The organism is Sorangium sp. So ce302 (assembly GCF_051530145.1).
GTDB lineage: Bacteria > Myxococcota_A > Polyangia > Polyangiales > Polyangiaceae > Sorangium > Sorangium cellulosum_B.
Window position 1 is genome coordinate 12,243,572 of record NZ_CP150326.1, and the last position, 11,864, is coordinate 12,255,435.

Consider the following 11,864-nt stretch of genomic DNA (forward strand, 5'->3'; position numbering starts at 1 on the left):
TGAACAGGCGGCGCGCGATCATCGCCGCCCAGGGCGCCACGCTCGCGCCGCGCCGGTAGCTCGCGTGCGCTCGTGCGCGGGTCAGCCGACCCTGTGCTCGACGCTAGGCGCCTGGGCCTGCCGGCGGAGCTCGACGTTGAAATGCTGGAGCACCCAGCGCTCCGCGTCGGTCATCGACGAGAAGACCCTGACGGGATGCGGCGGCGGCTTCAGCCAGTTGAGCGCGGTCAGGATGCCGTTCACCAGGCTGGAGTCGCCCACGATGCCGGACGCGAGCAGGTGCGCGCGCGCTTGCCGCTCGTAGTCGGCGTACATCTGCGCGACGGCTCGCCGCTGCACGGCGTTCGGCATGCTGCTGCCGCGCGTGTCGTTGATCAGGCCGAACGGCCCCGACACGATGAGCTGGATCATGCCGCGCATCAGCACGTCCCAATCGTCCTGGGTGTAGTGCTCGCCGGCCCGCATCACGACCAGCGGATAGCGCGAACGATCCAGCTCAATCCCGCGAGCCAAGGCGGCCTCCGTCCCGACGAACGCCACGCTGGACCGAAACGCGGATGGACTCGTACGAGAGGGCGGTCGCGGAGCATGCGGCGGTCATGTACGTCCCGGTCGGTTCAGAAGGGCAGCATTAAAATGAAGAGCAAAGCGATTCGCGGCTGTCAATGACAAATCACGGCGCTGATCCGAGGTGACAAGAATCGCCTGCCCGCCCGCGCCTCCTGAACAGCCACGCTGTATCCATCATTTCTGCGCGCTCCGGAGGGATCGTCGCGGGGGACGGCGGGACACGGACGCAAGTGCCCGAAATTGTTGCCTAACCACGGCTGTGTTGAGCGCCTCCGCCCCCCTCTGCCTCCGCGTCGATGGCGCCAGCGCCGCCGCCAGCGCCGCCGGCGCCGAGACAGAGCCGCGGACGTGGGACGGCGCCCTGTCACCCGCCGTCGTAGGGCCCCGGAAACACCGGCCCCGGCGCGAGCAGCTGAGTGCCGTCCATCAACCAGACAGCCGCCTGGTTCGTTCCTTTGGCGTACCAGAGCACGTCCGCCATGCCGTCGAAACTGCTGTCGGAGGCGGGGCGCGCCTCCCAGCCGCGGCCGAGCGGCCCCGGGATCACCGGCCCTGCCGCGATCACCAGGGAGGCGCCCGCCATCAGCCAGACGGCCATGAGGTTCCGCTCCGTGTCGTTCCAGAGCACGTCCGCCATGCCGTCTCCGTCGTAGTCCTGCGCGGTCACGACGTGAAAGCCGGGGCCGAGCCCCGGGAGGATCGGCCCCGGCGCGAGAAGCTGGGCGCCCTCCATCAGCCAGACGGCCATCAGGCTCTGCTCTTCGTTGTCCCAGATCACGTCCGCCATGCCGTCGCGGTTGAAGTCGCGCGCGCTGCGCGCCACCCAGCCCTGGCCGAGCGGCCCCGGGATGACCGGCCCCGGCGCGAGCAGCTGCGGTCCATTCATCGTCCATGTCGTCATCACGTTCTGATCTTTGTTGTTCCAGATCACATCCCCCATGCCGTCGCGGTTCAGATCGGACACCCCGATCACCTTCCAGCCCTGGCCGATCGGCCCCGGGATGATCGGCCCCGGCGAGAGCAGCTGGCTCCCTTCCATCAGCCATATGGCCACCAGGTTCTGGTCGATGTTGCGCCAGAGCACATCCGCCATGCCGTCGGAGTTGAAGTCACCCGCGTTGACCGCCTCCCAGCCCTGGCCGAGCGGCCCCGGGATGACCGGCCCCGGCGCGACCAGCTGGGTCCCCTCCATCAGCCAGATCGCCGCCAGGCTCTTCTCGGGATGCTCCCAGAGCACATCCACCATCTCGTCGCGGCTGAAGTCATTCATACGGACGGCCTTCCACCCGTACCTGCTCGCCCGCTGCGTCGCGCGTCCCAGGGACGACGCCGCCGGCTCGGCGGACGAGCGGTCGTGGTCCGGCTCGATGCCCGGCGTGCAGGCCGGCATGGGGTGAATCGCGGCGATCGCGCACAGCGCAGCCCCTGTAGCCGCAGACCTCACACTCACCTCGCTTGCGGCTCGGGCGCGGGCGCCGACGCCGGCACGGGAGATCCGATCCGGTCCACGATCCTGAGCACGCCGAGCACGTACGCCGGCCGATAGCAAGCGCAAGGCCATCGAGACCATGTTGTGCGCCCGATCTCGGCGTGGTCACCCCATGTTGCCTCATCAGGCCATTCCTCGCTTCTTGCATCGAGGGCGTCATAGGTCTTCTCTGCTCATCGAGCAGGGCGCCCTCCAGGGCGCTGGGCGCGCACCACGTCGGTTGATCTCGCTTCCGGCCGCTGGTCGCCGCCTTCGGAAGAAAAGGCCTTTCGGGACACCGTGACGTCGAGGGAGACAATCCGTTCGGGCCGTTGCGCGGAAGGGTGCCTGTCGCGGAGAGCGTCAGTTGAGGCCAGCGGCGACGCTGGCGAGGCCGACCGTGAGATGGACGGCGGTGACGCCGACGAGGGTGCGGTGGCGCGCGTAAAAGAGGCCGAAGAGGACGCTCGCGGCGAAGGTGATGACCGCGAAGGCCAGCGAGACATACAGGTGGAACACGCCGAAGAGCACCGAGGTGACGATGATGGGCGCGAGGCGCCCGGCGTCGGGCAGGAGCCGCTCGAGCGAGGTCTGGATCACGCCGCGCGCGATGAACTCCTGGAGCAGGCAGTGCGGCCCATAACTCGCGAGGAAGATCGCGAACTCGAGGCCCGAATACCCCGCGACCGAGCCCCAGTCGAGCCACGGCTCGCCGCGCAGGGCCGGCCCCGCGCGGAGCGCGAGGCACGCGGCGAAGGCCATGGCGGCGATGACGAGCGCTTCGCGGAGGCTATGCCGCGCGCCCGAGAGCGTCACGCCGAGCCGCGCGAGCGGCAGCGGCTGCCGCCGGACGAACCACCCGATCGGCACGAGGAGCAGCAGCAAGAAACCCCACGAATAGCCCATCTGGAGCAGCGGCGGCAGATCGGCGCGGATGAGATCCCGGACGAGCTGCGCGACGCCGAAGAGGGCGATGACGACGAAGAAGAATGCCGCGAGCTCCCGGCGCAGCTCCAGGGCGTCCCGACCGCCGCGGCGGAGGAGCTCGATCTCGAGGCGGAGCAGGTCGTGATCGGCGTCGCTCGCCGCAGCCAGCCCAGCGCGCTCGGTCGAGCGGTCGCGCCGGCCGGTCGACGGGCGCGCGTCGCGGGCGGCGGAGCCGGCGAGGAAAGGAACATGGTGTGGGTCGATCACGTCGGAGGAGGATTCGAGCAAGCTCATAAGACTATCCCCATTGAACCAGCCATGATGTCACGCCTCTGGGCGAGCGATCAAGCGCGTGAGAGGTTCGCCGTTGTAACAGCCAGCGTGGTTCGCGTTGTTTACGTCGTTCACGTCTGGTTGCCGCGGCGGGTACCAGCTCGGCGCGGCGGGTACCAGGCCGGCGCGGCGGGCACCAGGCCCAGCCGTTCGTCGGAGCGTTGCGAGCGTTGCGCGCGTTGCGAGCTTTGCCATGGGCGCGCGTGCCGCTATCAGAGAGGTCGTTCCTCCGAGCCCAGCGCGATGCCGCGGACGAGCGGGCGCCGAGCTGGGCGAGGACGGTACGACAGGGGGCAGACCACACCGTGCGGCTCGGGATCCGGCTTCAACTCTTGTTCGCGCTCGGCGCGCTGCTCCTCCTGGCGTTCGTGCCGCTCTTCTTCGCCGTGGCGAGCCTCACGCGGGCCACGATGAGCGGCGCGCGCGCGTCGAGCGCCCGCGCGATCGGCCGCGCCATCGCCGGGCACGTGGCCGCGGCGCGGATGACCCGCTCCGCCCCGGAGCTCTCGCTCCTGCTAGAGGCGCAGCTCGGCCCGGACGGGGCGTCGGCGATCGGCGTCTACGACGCGGCCGGGGCGCTCTCGGGCCGCGCCGGGGAGCCGGAGATCGCGGCGGCGCTGCCCGCCTCGGTGGAGGCCGGCACGGAGGTGCTGAAGACGGTGCGGACGGCGCGCGGCGATGCGCTGCTGGTGGTCGTCCCGGAGCCTGCGCGCGAGGCGGCGTCTCTCGCGGAGCCGGCGCCCGCGACGTCGACGGGCTCCGTGGCCGTGCTGGTGCCGACCGACCCGTCGACGGTGGCCGCCGCGCCGCTCGTGCGGATCGTGGCGCTCTACACGGGCATCGTGGCGCTGGCGCTGCTCGTGTTCGCGTACATCTCGATGACGCACCTCGTGGTGCGGCCGATCGACGCGGTGTCGGAGGCCGCGCGCCGCGTGGCCGGCGGGGCGCGCGACCTGGAAGTGCCGCGGGCCGGCGCGCGGGAGCTCGCGGAGCTCGGCGCGAGCCTCGCGCTCATGACGGGCCGCCTCCGCGCCGACGAGGAGTCGCTGCGGGCGAAGATCGCCGAGATCGAGCGCTACGCGGCGGACCTGAAGAGCGCGCAGGAGCGGCTTGTCCGCTCGGAGCGGCTCGCGTCCGTGGGGCGCCTGGCGGCGGGGCTCGCGCACGAGATCGGCAACCCGCTCGCGGCGATCCTCGGCCTGCAGGATCTGCTGCTCGCCGGGGGCCTCACGCCGGCCGAGGAGCGCGACTTCGTCGAGCGGATGAAGCGGGAGACGGAGCGGATCCACAAGATCCTGCGCGACCTGCTCGACTTCGCCCGGCCCGCGGCGCGGGGCGCGGCCGAGGCCGGCGACGACGGAGAGGCAGGGCACCTCCCCTCGGGGTCGGTCGCGGAGGCGATCGGCGACGTCGTCTCGCTCGTCACGCCGCAGAAGGCGTTCCGCGCGATCGAGCTCGAGCGGGACGTCGCGCCCGACGTGCCGGCCGTGCCGCTCGCGCACGGGCAGCTCGTGCAGGTGCTCCTGAACCTGCTCCTGAACGCGGCCGACGCGGTGCCGCGCGTCGGGGGGCGCGTGGCGGTGCGCGCGTCGCGGGGCGCGGGCGGGGGCGCGCGGATCGAGGTCGAGGACAACGGGCCGGGGATCGCGGAGGCGGTCCGCGAGACGCTGTTCGAGCCGTTCATCACGACCAAGGAGGTCGGCGAGGGGACAGGGCTCGGGCTCGCTGTGTGCCGGGGGCTCGTGGAGGCGGCCGGCGGGACGATCGGGGTCGAGCGAGGCGCGGACGGCGGGGCGCGGTTCGTGGTGCTGCTGCCGGGGGCGGCGACGGGCATGGGTGATGGGAGGGCCAACGCGCGATCCCAGGCTCGATTCCAGGCGAACGGAGCGATCGGCAGTGGCCCTCGCTTCTCCCGTCTGGCGGCGAGCCCCCGCCCTCCCCTGGGCGGGAGCGCTCTACTCCTCGGCGGCGCCCGGAATCCACCACGAGGCGACCGCGAGCTCTCCGTTGAAGGGCGGTAGCACAGCGCGCTCGTCGTCCTGCGCGGTCGCCGTGAGCGCCGGCCTCCCACCGACCGTCTCGAAGACCTCGACCAGCCGGCGCATCGGGTCCACGATCCAGCTCCAGCCGACGCCGGAGCGCGCGTAGAGCGGCAGCTTCACCGCCACGTCGTCGCGGGCGGTCCGCGGCGACAGGACCTCGCAGCACCAGTCGGGGAGGATCGTCAGCGGGTTCTCGTCCGGCAGCTCGGGGACCCGCTCGACCCGGAAGCCGCACAGGTCAGGCACGGCGAGCCGGCCGCCGGGGAAACGGATCTCCGTCTCGGGCTCGATCCACCAGCCGACGCCGCCGACGTTCGCGTCGAACGGGACGAGGCCGTGCAGGCAGAGCCTGGCCGCGCGGCGGTGGCGCTTCCCGGGCCGCGACATCGTTCGGAGGACGCCGGGCTCCAGGATCTCGCCCGTCAGGTGCTCGGGCAGGGCGCGGATGCTCCGGTAGAGCTCCTCGAAGGTCGGGGGGGTCGTGGCGGGTTGACCCATGCCGACGAGCGTATCCGATCGCGCGCGGTGCGCGAGCGGCGATCGGGCCGCGTCAGTTCACGTCCCGCCCCGCGGACGGCCACGGGCGCTCGCCGCCGAGCTGATCGAGCTCCTTCCGGAGCTCGTCGGTCGGCGCGAGCACCTGCATCCGCTCGAGCACGCTGCGCAGCCGCGACGCGTCCGAGCGGCTCGAGTAGATCGACCGCAGGTTGTTCAGCATGCGCACCAGGATCTGCCGCTTCTGCGCGGGCACGAGCAGCCGCGGCTCCGGATCGCGCGTGGCGCCCGTGGCGCGGGTGTGCAGCGCGCGCAGGTCGTCCCGGCCGAGCAGGCGGCCCTCGAACGGGTCGATGAGCAGCACGCCGCCGCGGACCGGCGTCCTCACGAGGAAATGGCCCGGGAACGAGACGCCCTGGGCCTCGAGGCCCGCGCGCCAGCACACCTCGAGGAGGACGACGGCCAGCGTGATGGGGATGCCCGTCCGGCGATCCAGGACCTCGTGGAGGTAGCTGTTCTTCGGGTCGTAGTAGTCCCCGGAGTTCCCGTGGAACCCGAGGTCGCCGTAGAACCAGCGGAGCAGCTGCTCGATGGGGCCGCTGCCCGGCGTCGCCTCCGCGGCGCGCAGGGGGCGATCGACCGCGCGCCGCGCCTCGCCGCCGAGCCGGTCGAGCACGCCGAGGTAGTGCGGGATGTCGAGGCCCGGGTACGCGGCGTCGTCGATGAGGAGCGCCGCCTCGGCGAGGTCGAGCTCATCCTCCGGTCTCCCGGCGATATGCGCAAAGAGCGTCAGACTCACCGGCGCGGCCATCGAACCGAGCGTAGCGCCACCCGACAGAGGTGGTCTAGGCGTCCCGCGCGCCGTCGTCGAGCCACGCGTCGACGCGGACCCCGACCAGGTTGCGCTTCTCCATCGCCGCCAGGATGCGCGGGAGCGCCAGGGGCCCCGCGGGCGCGTGGTCGTCGCGCTCGGCCGCGTCGTGGAGCAGCACGATCGCCCCGTCGCGGAGCCCCGGGATGATCCGCGCCGCCACCCGCCCGGGGTCCGCCCCGGCGAGCCCGTCGAACCCCCGCGCCGACCAGCCGATTACGTCGAGGTCGAGCGCGTCCACCACGCGGGCGATGCGCGGGCTCGTATGGCCGACCGGCGGCCTGAAGAGGGTGGGGCGGGCGCCGGTGATCCGCTCGATGACGTCGAGGTTCTGCCGGAGGTCGCGCTCGACCCGGCGGGCCGAGCGCAGCGAGAAGAGCCGGTCGTGCGCGTGGCTGTGCAGGGCGATGGCGTGGCCGCGCGCCGCGATCTCGCGGACGAGCTCCGGGTGGGCCTCGGCCTTGCGGCCGATGACGAAGAACGTCGCCTTCACGCCCGCCTCGTCGAGGAGCGCGAGGACCGCCGGCGTGTGCTCCGGGCTCGGCCCGTCGTCGAAGGTCAGCGCCACGCCCCGCGCGCCGGGCGGGCCGCGCTTCACGACGTCGACGAACATCCCGAGCCCGAGGAAGAAGACCCCGCACAGGACGAGCGCGAGATAGCCGGCGATGGCCGCGCCCGCGACCGCCATGGGCACCGGCGCGACGAGCAGCGAGCGCGCGACCAGCGCGAGCGCGCCGAGCGACGCCGCGTAGAGGAGGGCCCGCGCGAACGGCACCGGCTACTTCTTCGCGCGCTTCTTCTCGGGCTCGAGCTCGAGGTCGTCGTCGAGCTCGTCCGCCGCGGCGGAGGCGGCGATGCGCTTGTTGTTGCCCCCGGCCGCCGCCTTCACCGCCGGCTTCGCGCCCGGCTTCTCCTCGTCCGAGGGGTCGTTGTCGGCCTCGTAGAAGCCGCCGAGCAGCGCGGCGATCGCGGCGAGCGACGTGATCGCCAGGCCGCCGAACGTCCCGGTGCTCCCCGCGGCCTCGCCGAGCGACAGGTTCGCGCCCCCGAGCTCGCCGAGCGGCAGCGGCACCGGCACCGTGAGCCACCTGCGCGCGGCGTACATCAGGCCGGCGCCGAGCAGCGCCCCGACGAAGGCCTTCATCCCCGCCTCGATCTTCGCGTCCTTCGCCCAGATGGGCTTGCCCGCGACCAGCCCCACGAGGACCCCGGCGAGCGCCGCGGCCAGGTAGGCGACGATCGCCATGGGCGCGGCGAAGCCGAGCTTCGCCAGCGCGAAGCCCAGCAGGCCCCCCACGATGAGCCCCTTCACAACCCCGAGGATCAGGCGACCCAGCATCAGCTCCATCCTTGGCACGACGCGGGGCGCCGTTCAACATGGCGCAGCGCCATGGCGCCGTTCAAACGCGGCCCCGCGCGGTCGCGTTCCCGGCGCCGTTCCGCGCCGTTCCGTACCGTTCCGCGCCGTTGCGTACCATTCCGCGCCGTTCCGCGCCGTTCCGCGACGTTCCGCAGGGCGCCGCGCTGTGAGCGCGACCGCGCGGCGCCATCGGGCCGCGCCAGGAGCGCGACCGCGCCGCGCTCCCTGTGGTAGACGGCCCCCCACCGCCCGGGTAGCCCGCTCCTCCTCGACAACGCGCTCGGCCCCGCCGCGCGCCGCGCCCCTCGCCGCAGCCTGACCCGGGGTCCGACCGGCCGTGCTCTTCAATACCCTCCGTTACGCCGAGTTCTTCGCCGCCGTCTTCGTCGGATCGTGGGCGCTCGTGCGGTACGCCGGCGCCTGGCCGCGCCTCGTGTTCCTGCTGCTCGTGAGCTACGGGTTCTACGCGGCCTGGGACTGGCGCTACCTGCCGCTCATCTTCGCCTCGTCCACGGTCGACTTCCTGCTCGCCCGCGCGATCGCCCGCGAGGAGCGGCCCCGGGCGCGGCGCGCGATGCTCATCGCCACCGTGGCGCTGAACCTCGGGTTCCTGGGGTTCTTCAAGTACTGGAACTTCGCGCTCGAGAACGCCGCGGCGCTCTGCGCCTTGCTCACGGGCGAGCCGGCGAGCGTGGGCCACGCGTTCCGGGTGCTCCTGCCGCCGGTCGGCATCTCGTTCTTCACGTTCGAGTCGATGAGCTACGTCGTCGACGTGTACCGGGGCGAGCTCCCGCCCCACAAGAGCTACCTCCGCTACCTGCTCTTCGTCGCGTTCTTCCCCCACCTCGTCGCCGGGCCGATCGTTCGCCCGCGGGACCTGCTCCCGCAGTTCGAGCGCGCCCCGAGCCTCACCCTCGAGGAGGGCGGGGAGGGCCTGTTCCTCGTCGCGATCGGCCTCGTGAAGAAGGTCGTCCTCTCCGACCAGCTCGCGCTCAACCTCGTCGACCGCGTGTTCGAGCGCCCGGAGAACTACTCGGCCCTGGAGGTCCTCGCGGGCGTCTACGGCTACGCCGCGCAGATCTACTGCGATTTCTCCGGCTACACCGACATCGCGATCGGCTCGGCGCTCCTGCTCGGCGTGCGGTTCCCGAAGAACTTCGACGCGCCGTACAAGGCGCACAACGTCGCCGATTTCTGGCGCCGCTGGCACATCTCGCTCTCCACCTGGCTCCGCGACTACCTGTACATCCCGCTCGGCGGCAACCGCGGCTCCGAGCTGGCGACGTACCGCAACCTGATGATCACGATGCTGCTCGGCGGCCTCTGGCACGGGGCATCGTGGAACTTCGTCTTCTGGGGCTTCCTCCACGGCCTCGGCCTCGCCGTGACGCGCGCCTTCCAGCGCGCGGTCCAGCGCCGGCGATCCGCCGGCGAGCGCGGGGGCGCGACCGCGAGCTCGCCCCTCTCCCGCGTTCCCCTCCGCGCGCTGTGTGTGCTGCTGACGTTCCACTACGTCTGCTTCGCGTGGATCTTCTTCCGCGTGCCGACGTTCTCGCAGGCCGTGCTCATCCTGCGGCAGATCGGCACGCTGACGACCTTCCACCCGAACCTCCCGCCCGTGCTGGTCGCGCTCCTCGGGGTCGCGCTCCTGTCCCATTACGTGCCGGAGCGCCTCTACGAGCGCGCCCGCGGCGCCTTCATCGCGGCGCCTGCGCCGGTGCAGGGCGCGCTGCTGTTCCTGGTGGCGATCGGGCTCCACGAGGCGGCGAGCGCGGCCGCGGTGCCGTTCGTGTACTTCCAGTTCTGAGAGCGGCGGTCACCCGCTTCGGATACGGGCCCATCTCGGCGTTTTCGGTGCTCAGCGCACTGGAGTGCGCTTCCGCGCCGAAAACGCCGATCTGGACCCGTCTCCTGTGCGGGTGACCGCCGCTCTGCGGCGCGTGTGCAGAGCGTGCGCGACGGGGCGGAGGGAGCGGGCGGGCCAGGCCGCGCGAGAGGCGGAGGGCGCCGGGATCGAGGGCGAACGCGGTGTGCTCGCCGGCCCGCCGCGGTTCATTTCTCGGGATTTCGAGCCGAACGGTGCATTACGCTCCCGCCGTGCGCCCGCCCCGTCTCGCCGCCCTCGCCCCCCTCGCCGTCCTCCTCGCCGGCGCGCTCTCGCCGGCGTGCAGCGTGTCCAACGTGCCGTCGAACGCGATGCCGATGATCCGGGCGCGTGCCACCTCCGACCTCGATTGCGCCGACAAGGACGTCCGCATCGAGGAGCAGCTCGGCGGTCATTTCAAGGCTGTCGGCTGCGGTCGCAAGGCGTACTACCGGGCCGCCTGCGAGGCGCTCCGGTGCGTGGTGAGCGGCGAGGGCGAGGCGATGGTCCCGTGGCGAGACCGCCCGGATCCGGCCGAGGTCGATCGGCAGCGGGACCGGCTGCCGTTCGAGTAGGCCGGGGCCCCGGCGCTTGCCACCGGCGGACCGCGGCTTTTCGGGCCTTTTTCGGGCACGCGCGGCCGGGCCTGAGGTAGCCTGCGCCGTCCCGGGGCTCTGCCGCGGGTTCGGCCATGGCCTACATCACCACCGAGAGCTGTACGTGACGGACACGGAGCAGGCCGACACCGACGCACGGCCCGAGCCGGATCCGAGCTCGCCGCCGGACGCGCAGGCCGACGCCGAGCCGCGGCGCCCGCCGAAGAAGCGCGGGAAGCGGCGCGACGAGAAGGCGGCGCCGCCCCCCGGCGACGACGCGCCGGCGCGCCCTCGCGATCCCGAGATCGAGCGCCTCGAGCAGGCGTTCGAGCGCGGCGACTACGCGCTCGTCCGCGCGGAGGCGGGGCGGCTCGTGAAGGAGGCCGAGCGCGACGAGCTCCGCCGCGCGGCGCGGGCGCTGCTGCGCCGGATCGACCCCGACCCGCTGGCCGTCGTCCTGCTCGTCGCGGCCATGGCGCTGCTCGCGTTCCTCGCGCTCTGGTACTGGTCCCACGGCCACGCGGCCCCGTGATCCCCGAGGAGGCAGCGCGGTGAACGCCGAGCCCGGACGTCCCTCACGCCGCCCCCCGGCGCGCTGGCTCGCCGCGCTCGCGCTCGCGCTGATCGCCTGCGGGGGCGCCCCGAGCCCGGGTCGGCCCGCGGCGTGGGACGCGGCGCCCGACGGGCAGCGGGGCGCCGCCTCGGGCACGCGGGCCGAGCGCTACTTCCCGCTCGTCGACGGGCACATCTACCACTACGCGACCATGAGCGAGGGCGGCGAGCAGGGCCTCCTCGTCGCGCGCGTGCACCGCGCGGACGCGCGCCGCGGCGAGCTCCGGTTCCCCTCGGGCGTGAAGCGCTTCGAGTTCACCGGCGAGGGCGTGATCCGCGGCGACACGGGCGTCTTCGTGCTCAAGGAGCCGATCGCGCCCGGCACCACGTGGACCGGCGAGCACGGCGGCCGCGCGCGGATCACCGCGGTCGACGTGGCGATCGAGGTGCCCGCGGGGCGGTTCACGGGGTGCGTGCAGACCGTGGAGGAGCGCCTCGGCGACAGGCCCGCTCGCTACGTGTCGACGTTCTGCCCGGACGTCGGCGTGGTCGTGATCGAGGCCGCGGGCGGGGCGAGCCACGAGCGGGCCGAGCTCAAGAGCTACGCGCCGCCCGTCGACATGGGCCCCGACGGCGTGCGGCGCGCCCCGGCCGATCCGCCTCCCGGCGCCGCGAGCGCGCCCTGAGCGCGCCGCGCGCGCTCCGCGGTGGAGGCCGCCCGCGTGCGCCCCGCCTCGCCGCGCGCGCTCGCCCGGCGGCGCATCCCGCTGCTTTTTGCGCAGACGC

General features: G+C 73.0%; 12 protein-coding genes. 5 read left to right on the plus strand and 7 right to left on the minus strand.

Features of this window, described 5'->3' with window-relative positions; all coding sequences use genetic code 11:
• Positions 1-81: 81 nt before the first annotated feature.
• From WME73_RS46330 to WME73_RS46340, 3 genes are all read right to left on the minus strand, one after another.
• Complete coding sequence (locus WME73_RS46330) at positions 82-540, minus strand: hypothetical protein (RefSeq protein ID WP_437742677.1); 459 nt, start codon at positions 538-540, stop codon at positions 82-84.
• 394 nt (positions 541-934) lie between these two features.
• Positions 935-1,960 carry an FG-GAP repeat domain-containing protein gene (locus WME73_RS46335; RefSeq protein WP_437913743.1) on the minus strand — a complete coding sequence of 342 codons (1,026 nt, stop codon included), beginning with the start codon at positions 1,958-1,960 and terminating at the stop codon, positions 935-937.
• A 441-nt stretch (positions 1,961-2,401) separates the two neighbouring features.
• Positions 2,402-3,259 carry a CPBP family intramembrane glutamic endopeptidase gene (locus WME73_RS46340; protein WP_437913745.1) on the minus strand — a complete coding sequence of 286 codons (858 nt, stop codon included), beginning with the start codon at positions 3,257-3,259 and terminating at the stop codon, positions 2,402-2,404.
• A 344-nt stretch (positions 3,260-3,603) separates the two neighbouring features.
• On the opposite strand from WME73_RS46340, the gene WME73_RS46345 reads away from it, so the two are divergent.
• A complete protein-coding gene (locus WME73_RS46345; RefSeq protein ID WP_437913746.1) occupies positions 3,604-5,319 on the plus strand; it encodes an ATP-binding protein in 1,716 nt (571 codons plus the stop codon).
• Here the strand turns inward: WME73_RS46345 and WME73_RS46350 are convergent.
• Genes WME73_RS46350 through WME73_RS46365 form a run of 4 tightly spaced genes read right to left on the minus strand, consistent with a single transcriptional unit; the run spans position 5,254 to position 8,045 of the window.
• A complete protein-coding gene (locus WME73_RS46350) occupies positions 5,254-5,838 on the minus strand; it encodes a Uma2 family endonuclease (protein ID WP_437742680.1) in 585 nt (194 codons plus the stop codon). The two genes, WME73_RS46345 and WME73_RS46350, sit on opposite strands and share 66 nt — an antisense overlap.
• Before the next feature lie 52 nt (positions 5,839-5,890).
• Entirely contained in the window at positions 5,891-6,646 is a 756-nt protein-coding gene (locus tag WME73_RS46355; RefSeq protein WP_437742681.1) for a SirB1 family protein, read from the minus strand.
• Positions 6,647-6,680: 34 nt separating this feature from the next.
• The gene (locus tag WME73_RS46360; RefSeq protein WP_437742682.1) at positions 6,681-7,481 is read right to left on the minus strand and encodes a polysaccharide deacetylase family protein; all 801 of its coding nucleotides are present in this window, start codon (positions 7,479-7,481) and stop codon (positions 6,681-6,683) included.
• A gap of 3 nt (positions 7,482-7,484) precedes the next feature.
• Positions 7,485-8,045, minus strand: a complete 561-nt coding sequence (locus tag WME73_RS46365; RefSeq protein ID WP_437742683.1) for a hypothetical protein — start codon at positions 8,043-8,045, stop codon at positions 7,485-7,487.
• A gap of 358 nt (positions 8,046-8,403) precedes the next feature.
• Between WME73_RS46365 and WME73_RS46370 the strand changes: the two genes are divergently transcribed.
• The 4 genes from WME73_RS46370 (at position 8,404) to WME73_RS46385 (ending at position 11,764) form a co-directional block, all read left to right on the plus strand.
• Entirely contained in the window at positions 8,404-9,873 is a 1,470-nt protein-coding gene (locus tag WME73_RS46370) for an MBOAT family O-acyltransferase (RefSeq protein WP_437913747.1), read from the plus strand.
• A 290-nt stretch (positions 9,874-10,163) separates the two neighbouring features.
• Entirely contained in the window at positions 10,164-10,505 is a 342-nt protein-coding gene (locus tag WME73_RS46375; RefSeq protein WP_437742685.1) for a hypothetical protein, read from the plus strand.
• Between the two features lie 145 nt (positions 10,506-10,650).
• Entirely contained in the window at positions 10,651-11,058 is a 408-nt protein-coding gene (locus tag WME73_RS46380; protein WP_437913749.1) for a hypothetical protein, read from the plus strand.
• 19 nt (positions 11,059-11,077) lie between these two features.
• On the plus strand, positions 11,078-11,764 hold the full coding sequence (locus WME73_RS46385; RefSeq protein ID WP_437742687.1) for a hypothetical protein: 687 nt from the start codon (positions 11,078-11,080) through the stop codon (positions 11,762-11,764).
• Positions 11,765-11,864: the final 100 nt, after the last annotated feature.

What these genes read in the sequence shown, in the direction of transcription:
- WME73_RS46335 (WP_437913743.1), bottom strand. Translation starts at nt 1,960, where the DNA reads ATGCCGGCCTGCACGCCGGGCATCGAGCCGGACCACGACCGCTCGTCC.
- WME73_RS46340 (WP_437913745.1), bottom strand. Translation starts at nt 3,259, where the DNA reads ATGAGCTTGCTCGAATCCTCCTCCGACGTGATCGACCCACACCATGTT.
- WME73_RS46350 (WP_437742680.1), bottom strand. Translation starts at nt 5,838, where the DNA reads ATGGGTCAACCCGCCACGACCCCCCCGACCTTCGAGGAGCTCTACCGG.
- WME73_RS46355 (WP_437742681.1), bottom strand. Translation starts at nt 6,646, where the DNA reads ATGGCCGCGCCGGTGAGTCTGACGCTCTTTGCGCATATCGCCGGGAGA.
- WME73_RS46365 (WP_437742683.1), bottom strand. Translation starts at nt 8,045, where the DNA reads ATGCTGGGTCGCCTGATCCTCGGGGTTGTGAAGGGGCTCATCGTGGGG.